Genomic DNA, 18,462 nt, shown 5'->3' with positions numbered 1-18,462 from the left:
TGGAGTCAGGCGGTCAGCCGTTCAATCCATGCCCGTGTTTTCAGATCCGTTTCCGCCATTTTCTTGGCACGGTGGAGCAGGGTTCCCATGGATTTGGAGATGCCCATGTGCAGACGGTTGCTGATCCAGGCGTACGGAACCAGAGTGCTTTGCCGGACGGCCAGGGCGATGATGAGCTTGGACGGGTGGCTGTAGGGCGTGACGAGCAGGTCTTCTTCTGACAGGCCGAATGCTTTCAGTCCGTTTTTCACAATGATTTCCGCCTGGTATTCCCCTATTTCCAAGGCGCGGATGCCCGTTGTGACAGGTTTTCTGCGCGCCAGACGGGGAAGCTCGCTCACCAGCCTGGCGCGGAAGGCGCTGGACCCGTAGCACCACCCCCGCTGGACGGTGCCGGGGCCCACGTGGCCGGCCGGGAGCAGGGAGCGTTCATCCATGCGTTCCGCTTCAAAGCGGCCCATCAGGTGGTTGAGGTATTTCTGGCGGCCGTCCTCCGTATCATCACAGCCAAAGCAGACGAGGCCGCGCTCCGGATGAATCCATTTGGGCCTTTTGGCGGGCGCGTCCAGCCATGCGGGCAGGCTGGTCCATTTGCAGCCGGAAAGGAACGTGTGGCGGCGCGCCAGGCCGGAGCGGGCCGGGTTTAAGTGGATGTAATCAATGATGGTGGAAAAATAGTGGGCGTTCTCCGCTTCCACCACCATGGCGTGGTATCTGCCTGCAAACAAGTGGCCCCTCATGCGGTGGCGCGCGTTAAAACGCTGGGTGTAGGCGGTCTGGAGCCATTTCATGCCGTCAACCAGATTGGCGCGCGCGGTCTGGAAAAGAATATGGTAGTGGTTGGCCATCAGCGCATAGGCATACACGGTCCAGCCGCTTCTGCGGGCGGCTTCCTGGAAGGTGCGCAGAAAGGTTTCCCTGTCTTCGTCATCCAGATAAATGGCGTCCCCCCGGTTGCCTTCGCTCTGTACGTGGTAGACCGCTCCGGGGTATTCTATTCTCAGGGTCCGGCTCATGCCGGAAGCGTACCGGATGAGAGTAAAAATACAAGCCTGTTGTTATTTTTAACCTGACCCCTATGTATTAAAAGAAAGGTGAAAAAAATGCTTCTTCAGGCGCGTCCCACGGTAGGGACGGGGCAATGCCGCGGGAGAAATGAGGGAAACGTTTCCTGCGTTTTCCGGATAGGCTGTTGAGTGGAGTTACTATTACCTATCAATTTTTAACTCATAGTGGAGTGTGGAGAGTGTGATGAGGGGCGGGAGCCCCTCATTCCCAAGGGCCGGAGGCGAAAACCAGCTGTTATTTAATACGGAGAGTTTCCGGAAAATTCCTTCTCATGGCCGGGAACCTCTTGACCGCCTGACCTTCCGGGTCGCCAGTTTACCCAGATCACACAGTCCACTCTTAACTCTTAACCATTAACTCTTAACTATTAACATTGACAATTAACCCTGCCCATTCCTGCTTCAATCCTTCCGCTTCTCCGGCGGATTCAAAAATCCGGACCGGTTCCGGACAGAGGGGGCCTTTATTGCAGTTTCTCCCTACGCATGATTTCGGAGAGCACCAGATAGAGGTCCGTCTTGTTGACGACTCCCAGCAGCAGGTCGTTGTTCGGATTCACCAGCGCCAGGGACTCCGCGCAGTGGGGGCGGGAGAAGATGCCCAGGGCTTCCGGAAGGTGCATGTCCGCGGGCAGGGTGGGCATGTCGCTGCGCAGCACGTCCATGGCCAGGACGGCCTGGGCCAGTTCCTTGTTGCGGGCGAAGGCCGCCACGTCTTCCGCCACCACGCTGCCCAGGTATTTGCCCGCCGGGGAGGTGACGAAGATCGGCTGGGCCGGGTTCTTAATGAGCATGGAGGCAATCGTGCCGAATTTGTCCAGGGGGTGGACGACGGGCGGATCCTTGCGTGCCACGTCCTGGAGCTGCACCTGGGACAGGGGTTTGTCAAAGGTGCTTCTGGGCCCGAAGGCCAGTGAGTCATGATACATGGACTGGGCCTTGGTCAGCCTCGCCATGCCGTAGGAGACCAGAACGCCAATGATCAGGGGGAACATCATGTGCCCGGCCATGGTGAATTCCACCACCAGCACCAGGGAGGTGATGGGGGCGTTGGCCGCCGTGGTGAAGAAGGCGGCCATGCCCACCAGGGAATAGGCGATGGCATGGTCCCCCGGCACGCCCATCTGGGTGAGCGCCGTGCTGAACAGGAAGCCGCAGACGCTGCCGATGGTCAGGCTGGGCGTCAGGGCGCCCCCGACCGTCCCCACGCCGAAAACGATGGCGACGGTGAAGATTTTCAGGAACAGCAGGATGCTTGCCCTCGTGGCGTCAAATTCATAATGAATGAGGGAGGTGATGATATTTTTACCATTGCCCACGATTTCCGGGTAAAAAATGGCGATGACGCCCACCAGCATGCCCGCGGCCATCAGGCGCACGGGCAGCCACTGGCGTTTCCCGTTCAGGTACTGGCGCGATTTTTTAAGGATCATCAGCCAGAAACTGGCGACCAGGGAGGCCAGGGCCCCCAGCAGAACGCACCAGAGCACATGCTGGTTGCCCGTCAGGGAAACCTCCTGCTGGAGCTGGTAGATGGGGGACGGTTCATGGAACAGGCCCATGGTGAAGTACCCCGCGCAGCTGGCCACCAGCAGGGGGGCCAGGAAATCAATGGTCAGGGCGCCCAGGACGATTTCACTCACAAACAGGCCGCCGGCCAGGGGCGTGTGAAAGGCGGAGGACATGCCGGAGGCCGCCGCGCACGCAACGACCAGGCGCAGACGCGGAGCGGAAAGATGGAAAAAGCGCCCCAGGGCGGATCCTGCCACGGCGGCGGCCTGCACCAGCGGGCCTTCACGGCCGATGGAGGCGCCGGACCCCACGGAAAAAACGGCGGACAGGGCGCGCAGCAGGCTGGGCTTGGGGGGCACGTAGCCATTGCCCAGCGCCACGGCTTCCATGTATTCCGTCGCCTTGGCCGGAACAAAGCGGTGGGTGAAGAGAAGGGTGAGGCCCGCCAGCAGACCGCCCGCTGCCGGGACGAAGATGCACCAGGCCCAGTCCTGGCTGGCCATTTCCTGGAAGACCTGGATCTGCTTGTAGCTGGTGCGGCCCGTCAGGAGGTCCTGCACCAGTTCCACCCCCATTTCAAAGACAAGGGCCGTCAAGGCGCCCAGCGCGCCGACGACGACCGCCCAGATGAAGATGACCTGCTTGTCCCCCAGCTTGACTTTTTCACGCAGGCTCAGCGCCATGCGGAGCCATGACCAGGAAATGCGCGTGTTCGCCTCAGGCTGGTTCTTCTTGTCCGTCATTGCAGGGCGTGTTGAAGGGATGCCAGCAGGCTGGCTTCATCTCCCGTCCATTCCCCGTTGGGGCCCAGGGGAGCGTTTTTATGCCACCGCAGCAATTTCTGCATGGTTGTCAGGTAGCCGGTCACCATGGCGGTTGGAACGCCCAGCATGATGATGAGATGGGCATTGCTGTCTCCGTCCGGCCAGAGGATGCCCTCCGGGCTGATGCCTACGGTGACTTGCATGGAGTCCAGCGCGCTGGTGCGCCCGTGGGGCACGGCCAGGCCGTGGTCAAGATAGGTGGTTTGCGTTTCCTCGCGCAGGAGGACGGCATTCTTGATGTGCCTTAGCTGACGTTCGTCAAGGACTTCCGCCATGGAATCCGTCAAAGTTTCCAGGGCCTGTTCCTGAGTGGTCGCGGGCTGGAATGTGCGTACGTGAATTTGAAGATTGTCTGCCACCGGATCTGCTAAAGGCTTTTGGCTTTTAATTCTATGACGGGAACCATGATTATCAAGGAAATTCTGGCTTGCGTACGGGGAAGGGGGCTTTCCCGGGGAATTGGGAGCAGGGAAAAAGGGCGGAGGCCTTTCCACGGCGTCCTTTTTGACACAAACGCGGGGAAAGGGCCTGTTTTTAGGCTTTCTCTTCCGCGGGAATGAAGCTACCCTTCCGCCATGATGCAGGATTCAGAGGTCATCAAACTCGTCAAGCCCGTGCCGTCCGACCGGCTGGCGACCCAGGTGCTGGTGATGTGGTACAATACGGTGCGGCCCAGGTGGAAGAAGCCCCTGGACCTGTCCATTACCGCCTTCTTTGTGCTGATGACGCTGTATTCCTTTTCCCTGCGTCCTTTGCCCCTGTTTGCGTGGCTCTCCCTGGCCGGGGCGCTGATGGCGATCATCCTGTCCTGGTTCTACGTTCCCTTCCTGGCTAAGGCCGCTCTGGCCGCCAACAAGAAGGTGCCCATGTACCATCAGGAAAAGGATTACGTTTTTCACGAGGATTACCTGACTTTTTCCAGCAAGGGCGTTGACCCCATGAACATTCCCTACGACCGCTTCACCACCCTGTGCAAGACCCGCCACGCCCTCCTGTTCCTGTTTGGCAAGAAGCTGGTGCTGTGGCTGCCGCTCCAGCTGATGAGCGCGGAACAGCTGGAAAGCATCATGAACAGGTTCCGGAACCATGGCGTGGAGGTCCGGGAGCTCTCCTGATCCGGAAAGCTGTTTGCGGCTGGTCCGGAGGGGATTCAAAATTTCCGTTGCTGCGCCTTTTTTGTTGAGCGCAGGGGTAAAACGGGTAGGGTATCCCCATGTCACGTTACAATGGAGAACAGGTTCTGGTGGTTCCCCGCGCCACCTTTGAGGAGGCAGGCTATTTCCAGGGCCACCGGGAAGGCGGAGATCATTATTTGGATGCTTTCATGAAGCCGGGAGTGGCCTCGTTCATGGACCGGGAGGCGGCGGAGAACGATCCCTCCCACAAGCAGATCATCGCCTACGCCATTTTCTGCCACCGGGGGCGCATCCTGCATTACACGCGCGGCGGCTCCGGCGGGGAGGCCCGCCTGCATGACAAGGGCTCCATTGGCATTGGCGGCCACATCAATCCGGTAGACCGCCAGTCCGGCCATGACGACGTTTCCACTTATCTGGCCGGTGTGGAGCGTGAAATCCGGGAGGAACTGGTCATTGACGGGAATTGCACCCAGCGGGTGCTTGGCGTGATCAATGATGATTCCAATGAAGTAGGGGCCGTTCACCTGGGGATCGTCCATTTGTTTGAACTGGATACGGACCGGGTGCGCGCGAATGAAGCCGCCCTGGACAATCTCCGTTTTGTGACTCCGGAGGAATTGTCCGGAGAGATGTTTGACAAGCTGGAAACCTGGTCCCAGCTGGCGCTGGAATTGTTTAAGAACAGGGGAGCCTGAAGGGGCCGCTCCATGGAGCGCCGGAGAAGGGGAGGCATTCCCTTTCTTACCTTTTGATCATTTCTGCAACGGGAAAGCCCCCGCCGCGTGATGCGCCGGGGGCTTTCTTTTGTCCATTCGGGCCTGAAGAAAACAAAGGGCCTTCTCAATGGGACATTTTTCTGCGTCTGCGCCACAGCAGGGCGGCCAGTCCGGCCAGGCCGAGCGTGGCGCTGCCCGGTTCCGGAACCTGGGCGAAGACCATGGCGGAATTGGCCTGCGGGTCCGTCGTCATCTGCGCGTCATAGAGGACGCCGTTATTCAGGAATTTGATATTATCCAGATTGGCGGGGATTTCCGTCAGGGAAAGCGTGTAATTGGCCGTTCCGGTAATGTCCACGATGACCGTCTCCGCGGTAAGCCCCTGGAGAGTCAGGGAGGCATGTTCCCCCAGAATGAGGGAGGTCATGCCGGAAACGCCGTTCAGGACGAGGCTGCTTCCCGCCTCAATGGTCACGGTGAGCGCGCCTCCCAGGGAATCCAGCGTGGTATTGGTGCGGTTAACTACGGAGACGTGGGTAAAATCGGTCAGGGAGGCCAGGAAATGGTCCACGGTCACGTGGTCCAGCACCAGGGTGCGGCTGCCGCTGACGTTCGTGCCGCCGCTGATGGTCCCGGCGTACTTGTCAAAGCCGTAGGCGGCCGTGCCGGAAGAGAGGTCCTTGATGCGCACCTCGGAATTGCCGCTGACGGCGCCTCCGGAGCCTCCCCCGGAAATGTCTCCCCAGGAAGAACCGTTGTAAAGCACGGCGGAATTTCCTGCCAGGGTGACGGACGTATTCCCCTGAACGGTTCCATTGGTGCCGCCCGCGTAAATGTTCCCCCGGATGATGCCGCCTGTAATGCGCACGGCGCTTCCCTGCCGGATGTCGCCTCCCTTGCCCGCTCCGTAGACGGAACCGGAGATGACTCCACCCGTGACGGTGGCGTTCGTGCCTCCGTCAATGGTTCCGGTCAGGCCGCCGCCCATCACGTCCCCGTTCACGCTGCCGCCGTTGACGTAGACGTTCGTGCCTCCCCCGATGGTGTTATTGTTTCCTGAATGAATGCCGCCCATGACCTGGCTGGTAAACGTGCCTGAATTGATCACGATGTCCACGTTTCCTCCAATGTTGGAGTTGAAGGCTCCTACCACGGAGGAGGCGTTGGTGCCGGTAAAGGAGTTGAAGGAAGCGTTTTCCGCGGAGAATTCCAGATAAACGTTTCCGGTAACGCCGGAGGCGTTCACGGCGCCGAAGACGGTGTTTCCTCCCACGGCGGAACCCGTGAAGCGCAGGTAGGCGCTGCCGTCCAGCGTACCGGCGTTTTGTCCGTATTCGGCTCCGTGGGCTCCATACCAGGAGGAGGCGTTCCCTTCCCCGGAGATAGTCAGCCAGACATCGCCCGTGTAGTCGCCTTTGTTCGCGAAAATATAGTCGGCGCTGCCGGAAACGATGGTCGCGGAGACGGAGTTCCCCGCCGCCCCTGTGGAAGAATCCGCCATGTCGCGCGCGTTGAAGACCCCGGAGCAGGCCAGGCCGTCCTTGACGTGTGTGAACCCCGTCTGCGGCCAGGTGATATTGCCTTCCGGGGTACTTCCGGAGCCGCTGGTGCCCTGGCCGGAGGAAATGAAGGCGTTTTCCTGGTTGGCCAGGCCGGAGGTGGTGGGCGCGTACGATCCCGTGCCGTCCAGGGACAGGTCTTTCAGGAGGGCGTTTCCGCTCCCGCCGTACTGGATGACGACGCCGTTGACGCCGGAACCGGAGGTGACGGAAAGAGCCTCCCCGATCAGCATGTCCCCCAGCCAGATGTAATAGCCGCCCTTCAGCCCTTCCAGTTCATTGCCGTTCACATAGGCCATGCGCAGGCTGTCCGTGTTGAGGGACATGTCCGTGGAATACAGGATGGTGTCCCCCCACTTGATGTAGGCTTCATTGATGTTAAGCGTTCCGTAGAAAGAGCCGTTCCCCAGGCTGACGCTGAACTGGTCGGAGATGTTCCAGCCGTTGTCCGCGCCGTCCCCCAGGCTCAGCGTGAAGTCAAAGGTAAAGCCGTGGGACAGGTCCGTTCCTTCCGCCCACTCATAGCTGATGGAACTCATCCCGGCCTGACCCAGGCTGATGCCGCCGGAGGACACCGTGACGTTGGATACGGCAAACCCGGCGTTTACCAGGTCCTGCACCCCGGTCCATGCGGGGGCCTGGCCTCCCTGGTGGAAATTGACGGCCAGTTCCGAGGCTGCCCTGCGCTCCTGCCCGGCGGTGCGGCCCGCGTAGCCCATGGCCCTGGCGATGTTGCCCGCCATGATCAGGTCCCCCTGGGCGTTGGGATGGATGCCGTCCGTCCCGGGATTGTGGAACATGGAGCTGACCCCGTAGAACGGGGTTTTGGAAGCCACGTCAATGATGCCCTTGTTGACGTCAATGACCGTGACGCCCTGCTTGTTCTGCCCCCAGGTTTGAAGGGAGGAATTGTAGGTGTTCACGGCCTCGTGGGTGGAGTCCAAATTGCCGTTGGCATGCTCTGTCCAGCAGGGGATGGTCATTACGATGACGTTCGCGTCCTTGTTGGCCGTGAGCATGGCGTCCACGATGGTGTCCATGTCTCCCAGAAGAGTCTGGGTGACTGAATCAAGACGGTTGGCCAGCGTGGCGTTGTTGTCATCTGACAGAAGATCGTTGGTGCCGATCATCAGGAAAAAGGTATCCGGGGTATTCGTTCCCGTGAAGGGGGCCTTCTGGTAGGGCGTTCCGTCCGTCTTGGTGGGGTCAAGCCCCAGCCAGTTCTTGATGTTGGAACCTTCAAACCTGGGCGGGGTGGGTGAAGGCGGTAACTTTCTGCCGGATATTTCCCAGGCCCTCGCGCTGGACTGGGAGGAGTGAGCGTTATTGAAGACCCGGCCCCCGTAGGAAGTCCCGGCCGTGACGCCGCTTCCGTTGTTGCCGGTGTTCACGCCTTCCGCGTTGTAGGAAATGCCGTTGTCGGCAAAGATCTTGTGCAGGGCCCAGCGGTAGGAGGCGCTGTTGATGCCATGGGTGATGGAATCCCCCACGTACATGACGTTGCCCAGATCCGTACCGGAGGGGGCGGCAGTTGCGGCGGGAACAGCCGCCAGCAGGGCAGCGAGCAGGGAGAGAGGAAGTCTGGTTTTCATGAAGGCGGCCGGAAGGAATAAAACGGGCGTTTGAAAAAAGGGGAAAAAACGGCCATCCCCGGACTGTACCCGGGATGGCCGTGGATAGAAAAAGTCTAGGCCCTGCGGCGGCGTACCAGCAGCATGCCCAGGCCAAGCAGGCTCAGGGACGCTGCGGCCGGTTCCGGAACAGCGCTCAGGGCGTATTCCTTCATCTGGTCTTCTGTCAGAGTCCCCATGTACAGGTCAAAGTTGTTCAGGGTATATTCCCCGTTGACTCCATTCGGGGGGGTCCATGTGTTTCCAGAACCCATGGCAGAGAAATTGATCTGCTGCATGTTTTGGTTGGAGAAACTAGCACTCCCGCTAAGGCTTCCAAGGGTAGTCAGAGTACTGGTGTCATTACCCAGTATAGCAGAGATGTTGACGGTTCCATTGTTGAATGTGTAAAACAGGGTAAGGGGCTGTTCTGGGGAATAACCGGACAGGGTATTCGTTTTCCAGGGAGAGCTGGCAGCAGCGCCGCCGTTATAATTATAGCCTCCCACGCACAGAGTGAGCTCCCCAGCTTCCGTCAGCTGGTAGCCCATTCCCTCCAGATTCTGATGAGATTGGGTATTGTAGGTAAACAGCAGGCCTACATCAGATCCGGAGGTAGTACCTAGATTGGAAATGGTGAATGCCATCGTCCATGAATTTGGTGGTTGTCCATTTCCACTACCATATCCTGGAATGGTGGTAGGGGAAGAGACATTCAAGGAATCCCCGTTTTGTCCGTTATAGACGGTGTGCTCCTTTGAATATGTAGAATCCAGGCCGGAGATGGAAGCCCCGAAGGATAGACCGCCTCCCAGAAAGGCGATGAGAAGGGATAGGTATTTGGTCTTCATCTTGATGTTATAAGCGGGTTAGAAAAGAGTTCCCGTTGCCAAGGAACATCCGGCTTTTAACGAATTCCTAATCCGCCTGTAACCTCCACTTGAACTGGCAGGGATAAAGACTAGAGAACCATGGAGAAATGAAGGGTCAAAAAAAGACCAGTTCTGCTAAATTTCCATGAAACTCAATCTTTTATCATAAACAATCCATTCACCGTTAATATTTTTAATTGTTGCCGGATTAGGAATCCGTTACGGCGCTGAAAATGAACCGTAAAGGCTGGAATTGGACCGGGTTACAGGAAATTATGGAGTAGGAATTTTATGAAAAATTAATTCCTTAAAAACAAAATAAATCGTTTTTCTGTGTTTTAATGGTCAATGAATTATGAATTTGAGACAAATTCAGGCATGGTTTCTTCCTCCTGGCTTCCTCTGCCGGGAAGGGAGAAAGGAAGTGAGGGAGACGCCGCTCCTTCAACCGGAACGATGCGGAGGGAGGATACAGGATAACCTGTTGAGCAGGGCAGTTCAAACGTACAGACCACTTTTGCCGGAGCGGTGGAGGGCGTATGCCCGCCGGCTTGACGGGGCCGGACAGGCCCGTACGCCTGTTTCTCCGCTGCGCCGGAAAAGAATCCCCCCGGCAAGTTGTACTTGCCGGGGGGATGGAAAAACAGTCAAGGATTCTCCCGATTTTGAGGGGCTGCTTTTTTTATCGCTTAGGCGGGCCATCCATGATAGCCTTGTGACTCATGTTCCAGCCGCCTCCCAGCGCCGTGTACAGGGACACCAGCGTACTGGCGTGCTGGTAGTAGTACTGGGAAAGCTGGATTTGGGCCGGATACAGGTTCTGCTGGGCGTACAGCACTTCAATGTAGTTGGACAGGCCCGTGCGGTAGCGTTCAAAGGAGAGCTTCACCGCCGTCTGGTAGGCCTCCACGGCCTCGGACTGGATGGCCGTGATATCGCGCAGCTTGGCCCGCTGGATAAGCGTGCTGGAAACTTCCGCCAGTGCATTGAGCACCGTTTGTTCATAGTCCTTGCTGGCTGCCAGGAATTCGGCCTTGGCCGCCTTTTCGGAAGCCGTGAGTCGTCCTGCCTGGAAGAGGGGGCCGGTCAGGTTGGTTCCCACGCCCCATCCGCTGCGGCGTCCCTGCACGTGGCGCAGGTCATTGGAGGCGAGACCGCCCGCCGCCGTCAGGGAAATGGTCGGGAAGTAATTGGCAATGGCTACGCCCACGTCCGCATTGGCCGCACGCAGCTGGTATTCGCTCTGGCGGACGTCGGGCCTTCTGGAAAGAATATAGGCCGGAATGCCGGCAGGAACCTTGACGTTGTAAGCGATGTCCCTGGTGCTGCCGGAACGGCGGATGTGGCCCGGAGCGCGGCCGGCCAGGGCGGAAACGGCGTTTTCCAGATTGGCAATCTGCGACTGGATGGCGGGAATCTGGGCCTGGGAGGAGGCCAGGGCCGCCTTGGCGGAAGACACCTGGAGCCTGTCACCCACCTCGCCTGTAAGCTGTTCGTCAAACAGGCGCAGGCATTCGGAATAGGATTCCACGGATTTTTGAACAATGGAAAGCTGTTCGTCCAGCTGGAGAAGCTGGAGGTAGGAGTCAGCCACCTGGCGGAGCAGGGAAAGCATGAGCGCACGCTGGCCTTCTTCGGAAGCCAGGTAATCCGCGCGCGCCGCTTCCGTCATCCGGCGCGTCTTGCCCCAGATGTCCAGCTCCCAGGAGATTCCGGCGTCAATCGTGCCGGGCGCCAGCGTATTGCCGGTAGTCTGGATCACATTGCCGTTGGTGTAGTTGGCACCCTTGCTGAGGGAGCCGGAATAATCCGCCCACGGGAAGAGCGGGGCTTCCGTCACGGTGATGTACTGGCGGGCCTTTTCCACGCGCGCCATGGTGGCTTGCAAGTCGCGGTTGTTGTTGTAAGTATCTGTCAGGAGGTCCTGGAGGTCCTTGTTCTTGAAGACTTTCCACCAGGGGAGGTCCGCGATGGATTCCGTGGCCGTGCCGGCGCCTCTGAATGCCGCAGGCATGGGCATGTCCACCGGCTTGAAGTCGGGTCCCATCATGCAGGAGGAAGCCGTGATGGCCGTACCCAGCAGGATAGCGCGTGTGATGTATTGATTCGGTCGCATAATGGCGTTTTGTCTGTTTTTAAATGGTTTCAGGGGCGACGTTTTATCCTTTCAGTGATTCATGGGCCTCGTGGAACAGATGCTTGCGGGCAATGATTTCATCCGGGTCATCCGTTTCCACCGTCTTCCGGGCGATGCGGACGCGGAAGAGCTTCATAATGAAGTAGAAGGAGCAGGGGATCAGGAAGACGCCCACCACCGTCGCCATCGTCATCCCGGCAATGACCACAATCCCGATGATGTTGCGGGAGTAGGCGCCGGAGCCGGAGGCCAGGGCCAGCGGAACGCAACCCAGAATGAAGGCGAAGGAGGTCATCAGGATGGGGCGCAGACGGATTCTTGCCGCGGAGAGCGTGGCCTCCATCAGCGTCTTGCCGCGCTCCATTTCAATCACGGCGAATTCCACGATCAGAATGGCGTTCTTGGCCGCCAGGCCGATGAGCATCACCAGGCCGATCTGCGCGTACAGGTTCAATTCATAGCCGAACCAGTACAGGCCGAGGAACGCGCCCAGGGCCGCGATGGGCACCGTCATGAAGATGCTGAGCGGCAGGGACCACCGTTCATACAGGGCGGCCAGGATCAGGAAGACGAAAACGGAGGAAAGCATGAAGATCTGCACGATGCCGATGCCGTTCTGGATCTTTTGTTCCTGGTAGCTCATGTCCGCGTAGCTGTAGCCCATGTCCGTGGGCATGCAGGCGTCAAAGGTCTGTTCCAGCGCTTCCATGGCCTGGGAGTTGGAGTAGCCCTGGGCAGGGGTGACCATGAGTTTGGAGGAGTTGTACAGGTTCTGCCGCAGCAGGAATTCCGGTCCCTTGATGTCCGTGATCTTGACGAGGGTGGAGAGGGGGACGGAGCTGCCCGTGTTGTTCTTCACATAGAAGTTTTTCAGCATGTCCGTTCCGGTTCGGTCGCTGCCCTGGGCCTGAATGTACACCTGCCATTGCTGGCCGTACAGGGTGATGTAGTTGATGAACAGGGACCCCATGTAGGCCTGGAGCAGGTTGTTGGCCTCACTGATGCTGACGCCCAGCGTGGCGCACTTTTCTTCATCCAGCCGCACGTCTTTCTGTTCCACGGCAAAGGACATGACGCTGCGCACCCCTCCGTTGTTCAGCTGGCTGAAGATCGGGAGCTTGCTCGCTTCCTTCACAAAGATGTCCGTTTGTTCCGCCAGGTATTCCGTGCCCCGGCCGTCGCGGTCTTCCAGCATGAAGGTGACGCCGTTGGCGGACCCCACCCCCGCAATGGCCGGGGGCTGGAAGCACATGGGGATGCCTTCCGGGACCTTGGTGGTCAGCAGGGCGTTGAGCTGGGCGGTGACCGCCTTGGCGCTCTGGTCCGGATTGGGGCGATCCTCCCAGGGCTTCAGCATGACGAAGAAGAAGGCGTTGTTCGTGCTCTGCACTCCGGTCAGCAGGCTGAACCCGGAAATGGCGATCACATCCTGGACATTCGGGTTCTGCCGGATCAGTTCGCTGACCTTGTCCGCAGCGGCGGTCGTCAGCTGGAGGGAGCGGGCTTCCGGCATGATCAGGGCGGAGAACAGGTAGCCCTGGTCTTCGTCCGGCAGGAAGCCGTTCGGGATGTGCTTGGCCACGGGGATGATGCAGTATGCGATCAGGGCCAGCAGAGGAATGGAGATAATGAGCTTGCGGGTCAGGAAGTGGCACACCTTGGTGTAGCCGCTGGCCGTGGCGTCATAACCCCGGTTGAAGACACGGTAGAAGAGCTTCAGCGGGCCGCCCTTGTTCGGGTCCTTGGGCTTGAGCAGGATGGCGGAGAGGGCCGGGGAAAGCGTCAGCGCATTGAACGCGGAGATCAGCATGGAAATGGCGATGGTGACGGCGAACTGCTGGAACAGCGTTCCCGTAATGCCCGGCAGCAGCAGGGAGGGCAGGAACACCGCCGCCAGCACCAGGGCGATGGCGATGACGGGGCCGGACACTTCCTCCATGGCCGCGAAGGCCGCCTGGCGCGGCGTGAGGCCCCGCTCCATGTGGGATTCCACGGCTTCCACCACCACGATGGCGTCATCCACCACCAGGCCGATGGCCAGCACCATGCCCATCAGGCAGATGGTGTTCAGTGTGAAGCCCAGGAGCGGGAACAAGGCGAAGGTGGCAATGATGGAGACCGGCACGGCGATCGCCGGAATCAAGGTGGCGCGCCAGCCCTGCAGGAAGACGAACACCACCAGCACCACCAGGAGGAGGGCTTCCACCAGCGTGTGCTCAATTTCCACAATGGAGGCGCGCACGGCCAGCGTGGTGTCCAGCGTCAGGTTGTATTTCATGCCGGCGGGGAAGCTGCGGGAGCGGTCTTCAAAAAGCTTTTTCAGCGCGTCCACCGTATTGATGGCGTTGGAGCCGGGAGCGGCGTACACGGCAATGGCGCCGGAGTCCTTGCCGTTGTATTTACTGGATACGTTGTAGGTTTGGGAACCTAGTTCCACCTTGGCGATGTCTTTCAGGTAAAGGAGCTTGTTCCCGTCCGCACGGATGATGATGTCACCGAATTCCTCCGCGGTCTGAAGGCGGCCCTTGGTCTGGATGCTGTACGTGAATTCCGTTCCGGGAGGCGCCGGTTCCGCGCCGATCTGGCCGCCGGGAATCACGGTGTTCTGCGCCCGGATGGCGGATTGGACTTCTCCCACGGAGATGTTCTGGGCGGCCATCTTGGTGGTGTCCAGCCAGATGCGCATGGCGTAGCGTCCGGCGCCGAACACCTGCACGTCCCCTACGCCGGGAACGCGCTTGACGGGGTCCACCAGGCTCACATAGGCATAATTGCTCAGGAAGATGGCGTTCAGGCTGTCATCCGGGGAGTACAGGTTGAGTACGGCCAGCGGGCTGCCGGTGGACTGGGTGATGGTGATGCCCATCTGGGACACTTCCGAGGGAATCTGGGCGGTGGCCTGCCCGTAGCGCATGTAGGCCAGCGTCTGGTCCATGTTCGGGTCCGTGCCCACTTCAAAGACGATGCTCAGGGCGCAGATGCCGTTGTTGGCGTTCGTGGAAGTCATGTAGTCCATGCCTACGACGCCGGAAATGGACTGCTCAATGGGGGAGGCTACGGAGTTGGCTACCGTCTCCGCATTGGCGCCCGGGTAAGTCGCCTGCATCTTGATGGTGGGCGGGACGATGTTCGGGTACTGCTCAATGGGGAGCCCCAGCAGGGACAGGCCGCCGAGCAGGATCATCACGATCGAGATGACGATGGCGATGGTCGGGTGTTTGATGAAAAAGCTGGACATGGTGTTAAATCATGAAAGTACGGGGAAAAACGGGGGAGGAAAATACGGGATCCCCCCCTGAAAAAGGAAGGGTTATTGGGCGGCCGGCTGGGCTTGGGGCTGGGCTTCGTCGTGCTTCATTCCTTCAGGCGTTTTGGCCTTTTTAAAGGACTGCGCGCCTACGGAAGGCATGACGGGCTGGGAGACGACGGGATTGTAGGGCAGGGGCTTCACGGGGGCCTGTCCCTGGAGTTTGGCCGCCTGCATGATTCCTTCCACCACGATGGGGCTGTCCTTCGTGAAGGTGGAGTGCGGCATGGGAATGATGTTGATCACCTGCATGCCGTCCACCACGGGGCCGAGGGTCACCACCTGCATGTGGGGAATGTCCTTGTCATCCAGGTAGATGATGAATTTGGCGCTCTGGGCGGACAGAACGGCGCGGGGAGGGACCAGCGTGGCGTTTTCCAGCGTCTTCACCGTGGCTCGGACGCGGACGAACATGCCGGGCCGCAGCGTCAGGTTCGGGTTGGGGATGTGGCCCACGATGTTGATCGTGCCGGTCTGGGCGTCCACGTTTCTGTCAATGGCCACGGGTTCGCCCTGCATGGGGAATTCCGTACCGTTGGCCAGGATGACGTCAAATTTAAGGTGATCCTGCCGGGTCAGGTTGCTATCCATGGAGTTCAGGAAGTCCTGTTCACTGATGGAGAAATCCACGCGGATGGGGTCAATGGCGGAAATGGTGGTCAGCGGATTGGGGTTGGAAGGCGTCAGCAGGTTGCCGATGGAAGGGGTAGCCAGCCCGGCCAGGCCGGAAATGGGCGCCGTGATGGTGGTGAATTTAAGGTTGATCTTCGCTTCATCCACCTGGGCTTTTGCCGTGGCGATGGCGGCTTCCGTTTCCTGGACCTGCTGCAGGGCGTCGTCCAGCTGCTTGCGGCTGACGGAGCCGGTCTTCACCAGCGGGGTGTAGCGTTCCACGTCCAGCTTGTACTTTTTCAGCGTGGCTTCATACTGCTCCAGGCGCCCCTGGGCCTGGTCCAGCGTCGCCTGGAAGGGGCGGGGGTCAATCTGGAAGAGAACCTGTCCCTTCTTAACGTAGGCGCCGTCCTTGTAATCCTTGGAAAGAAGGTACCCCGTCACCTGGGAGCGGATTTCGGCATCTTCCGTACCACGCAGGGTGCCCACCCACTCCTGCTTGATGGGAACGTCCTTGGTCACCAGCTTGGTTACTTGTACTTCAGGAACGAGCGCCTGGGTCTGGCCTGCGGAATCCTTTTTCCCTTCACAGGAAGTTAAAATCATTACCGGAGAGCTCAGAAGGAGGGTTGTGGCGGCAATCGTCAAAGGCTTGTTGTACATAAATGGATGCGGTTGGTTGCAACTGGTGCCGGAAGATGCGGCAGAGCGAGCGAATTTTGCTTCTTTTTCTTATAAAGTCAACGCAAAGATGTGTTCTGCTCCCCGTGAAATATTCGTAACCTTTGCATATTGAATAGATAATTTAATTAAACAAATGTATAATATGTTGTTCTCCATTTTATCGCCGTTCCCCGGTTCAGGAGGACAGCCGCCTTTTGCGGAGCATGGCGTCCATGCACGGCTTCCTGCCCATGAAATCAATGAATTGCTGCATGGGAGGAACCGTGTACCCCTTTTCCAGAATGGTCTTCCGGAATTTCCGGGCGGTTTCCCTGTCTGCGCCTCCCGCCCGTTCAAAGGCTTCAAAAATATCCTTGTCCAGAACTTCCGCCCAGCGGTAGGCAAAGTAAAAGGAGGCATAGCCCGCGGGAGAGGAAAACAAATGACGCGCCGTGCGCAATTTTCCGGCCCGTTTGAATCCTGGGAAATATTCCATGTCTGCCGCTACGGCGGCGTCCGCATCGTCAAGAGGTCCGGCGGTGAAGCGTTCCGGCTCCATGTGCACGGCCAGGTCCGTTTTTGCGTACAGGAGCTGCCCGGCCAGGAGGATGGCGGGCGTATTGCCCCGGGAGGCGTCCAGGGAATGCAGGATGTCCTCCGGCAGGGGCTGCCCTGTTTTTTCATGGCGTGCAAAGCTTTTCAGTACGCCCGGATGCCAGCACCAGTTTTCCATGAACTGGGAGGGAACTTCCACAAAATCCCGCGGCACGCTGGTGCCGGCCAGGGAGGGAATGGAAACCCTGGTAAACATCAGGTGCAGCAGATGGCCGAATTCATGAAACAGCATTCTGGTTTCCTGATGGGACAGAAGTACCGGATCCCGGCCCGCGGGAGGATGGATGTTGAGGCAGACCATGCCCAGGCGGGGAGCTCCGGGATTCTCCTCCGTGGGGGGAATTCCCGTGTCCAGGGCATTCATCCACGCTCCGGCCCTTTTATTTTTACGGGAAAAAAGATCCAGGTAAAAAGACCCCAGGGGGACGCCTTTTTCATCCTCAATGGTGAAGAAACGGACGTCCGGATGCCAGACCTCTACGGCGTTGGCGTTTTTCCCCGCTGGCATCTCCGTCACCCGGATGCCGTATAACTGTTCCGCCAGGGAAAACAGGCCGTTCAGAACGGAGGGAAGGGGGAAGTAATGGCGGAGTTCCTCCGGGTCCAGCTGGAACTGTTCCGTGGCCTGGAGGCGGGCATAGTACGCGACGTCCCAGGGATTCAGGCGGGCGTTTTCCTGCCTAGTGAGCCGGGCCTTGAGCCGGCGCAGGGCTTCCATTTCACGGAAAAAGGGGGCTTTTACCTTATCCAGCAATTCATTGATGAACTTCATGGCGTTTTCTCCGTTGCCCGCCATGCTTTCCCGCAGGGCGTAATCCGGATACGTTCCGTACCCGCATAAATGCGCCTTTTCCCGGCGCAGGAAGAGGATGTTCCGGATGACGGGCTCCGTGTCATAGGTTCCCGTGGCGACCGTCTGGAGATGTTCCCACAAATCCTTCCGGCTTTCTTCACGGCAGGCCGTTTCCATCACGCGGGCGGAAGCCGCGGAATCCAGGGTAAACGTCCAGCCCGGTCCGGAATGTCCCGGATGGCGTGACTGGAATTCTTCCTGCGCCTGTTGAATGGCTGTGCGCTCTATCCCTTCCAGCAGGGCGGCGTCCCGCACCGTCCAGGTCCAGGCCTTCCGCGCATCCATGTACAGGTTGTTGAACCGCTGTGAGGCGAGGGTGAGTTCCCGGTCAATAACTTCCAGCCGGGCGCGTTTGTCCGGCGGAAGGTCCGCTCCGTTGTCCCGGAAGTTCTGCATGCACAGCTCCATATACCGTTGTTGTTCAGGGTCCTGGTTTTTGTTCCGCAGCCGGGCTTCCGCGGTTTTCAGGACGTTCCACAGGGCCTGGTTCTTCGTGACGGAGGAAAGGAAGGCCGCTACGCGCGGAGCGATCGAATCCATGGCCTGGCGCAGTTCCGCGTTGTCGCACAGGCTTTTCAGGACGTAGGCCTTGCGCATGCCTTCCAGGAGGAGGTCATTGCTGTGTTCCAGGGCCCCGAACGTGTTTTCATACGTCATTTCCTCCGGTTGGAGGCGGCTGATCTCTTCCACGGCGGCCTGGGTGAGGCTCATGGCTTCCCGGATGTCCGGTTCCAGCCTGTCCGGAGTCAGGAGGCTCCAGCGGATAGGCCGGGAATGATCCAGAAAAGGATGGGCGGGAGAATCCGCCGGGGAGGGGAGGATCCCTGAAAGAAAGAGGGAAAGGATGCAGAAAAACTGGCGGGGCGACCACATGGCGGCTATCCTACCGGAAGCTTTTCCCTGCTTCAAGCTTCCGGCTTTTCGTGTCTGCATCCGGGGAAAAACCGGGCCCCGGTCTTGAACGGAACCCTGTTTG

Annotated in this window: 11 protein-coding genes; 2 read left to right on the top strand and 9 right to left on the bottom strand. The window is 59.1% G+C overall.

Going from position 1 to position 18,462, the window contains the following annotated elements; all coding sequences use genetic code 11:
• Window positions 1-5: 5 nt before the first annotated feature.
• The 3 genes from LIO64_RS07995 to LIO64_RS07985 all read right to left on the bottom strand — a co-directional run bounded on the left by LIO64_RS07995 (window position 6) and on the right by LIO64_RS07985 (window position 3,762).
• Window positions 6-1,016, bottom strand: a complete 1,011-nt coding sequence (locus tag LIO64_RS07995; RefSeq protein ID WP_290548917.1) for a transposase — start codon at window positions 1,014-1,016, stop codon at window positions 6-8.
• Window positions 1,017-1,531: 515 nt separating this feature from the next.
• Window positions 1,532-3,322, bottom strand: a complete 1,791-nt coding sequence (locus LIO64_RS07990) for a chloride channel protein (protein ID WP_290548916.1) — start codon at window positions 3,320-3,322, stop codon at window positions 1,532-1,534.
• Window positions 3,319-3,762, bottom strand: a complete 444-nt coding sequence (locus tag LIO64_RS07985) for a PTS sugar transporter subunit IIA (RefSeq protein WP_290548915.1) — start codon at window positions 3,760-3,762, stop codon at window positions 3,319-3,321. Before LIO64_RS07985 ends, LIO64_RS07990 begins: the two co-directional genes overlap by 4 nt.
• A 216-nt stretch (window positions 3,763-3,978) precedes the next feature.
• Between LIO64_RS07985 and LIO64_RS07980 the strand changes: the two genes are divergently transcribed.
• Both LIO64_RS07980 and LIO64_RS07975 read left to right on the top strand, forming a co-directional pair.
• Window positions 3,979-4,518 (top strand): hypothetical protein, encoded by a 540-nt coding sequence (locus LIO64_RS07980; RefSeq protein WP_290548914.1) that lies wholly within the window; start codon window positions 3,979-3,981, stop codon window positions 4,516-4,518.
• A 98-nt stretch (window positions 4,519-4,616) separates the two neighbouring features.
• Entirely contained in the window at window positions 4,617-5,237 is a 621-nt protein-coding gene (locus LIO64_RS07975) for a hypothetical protein (RefSeq protein ID WP_290548913.1), read from the top strand.
• A 145-nt stretch (window positions 5,238-5,382) separates the two neighbouring features.
• On the opposite strand, the gene LIO64_RS07970 is transcribed toward LIO64_RS07975, so the two are convergent.
• From LIO64_RS07970 to LIO64_RS07945, 6 genes are all read right to left on the bottom strand, one after another.
• Window positions 5,383-8,409 (bottom strand): GDSL-type esterase/lipase family protein, encoded by a 3,027-nt coding sequence (locus LIO64_RS07970; protein ID WP_290548912.1) that lies wholly within the window; start codon window positions 8,407-8,409, stop codon window positions 5,383-5,385.
• A gap of 95 nt (window positions 8,410-8,504) precedes the next feature.
• Window positions 8,505-9,278 carry a PEP-CTERM sorting domain-containing protein gene (locus tag LIO64_RS07965; RefSeq protein WP_290548911.1) on the bottom strand — a complete coding sequence of 258 codons (774 nt, stop codon included), beginning with the start codon at window positions 9,276-9,278 and terminating at the stop codon, window positions 8,505-8,507.
• Window positions 9,279-9,981: 703 nt separating this feature from the next.
• Window positions 9,982-11,415 (bottom strand): efflux transporter outer membrane subunit, encoded by a 1,434-nt coding sequence (locus LIO64_RS07960; protein WP_290548910.1) that lies wholly within the window; start codon window positions 11,413-11,415, stop codon window positions 9,982-9,984.
• Window positions 11,416-11,458: 43 nt separating this feature from the next.
• Entirely contained in the window at window positions 11,459-14,674 is a 3,216-nt protein-coding gene (locus LIO64_RS07955; RefSeq protein ID WP_290548909.1) for an efflux RND transporter permease subunit, read from the bottom strand.
• 72 nt (window positions 14,675-14,746) lie between these two features.
• The gene (locus LIO64_RS07950) at window positions 14,747-16,018 is read right to left on the bottom strand and encodes an efflux RND transporter periplasmic adaptor subunit (RefSeq protein WP_290548908.1); all 1,272 of its coding nucleotides are present in this window, start codon (window positions 16,016-16,018) and stop codon (window positions 14,747-14,749) included.
• A gap of 196 nt (window positions 16,019-16,214) precedes the next feature.
• Entirely contained in the window at window positions 16,215-18,419 is a 2,205-nt protein-coding gene (locus LIO64_RS07945) for a M3 family metallopeptidase (protein WP_290548907.1), read from the bottom strand.
• Between the last annotated feature and the right edge of the window lie 43 nt (window positions 18,420-18,462).

Source organism: Akkermansia sp. (genome assembly GCF_020860705.1).
Classification (GTDB): domain Bacteria; phylum Verrucomicrobiota; class Verrucomicrobiia; order Verrucomicrobiales; family Akkermansiaceae; genus Akkermansia.
This window is presented reverse-complemented; position numbering and strand designations above follow the sequence as displayed.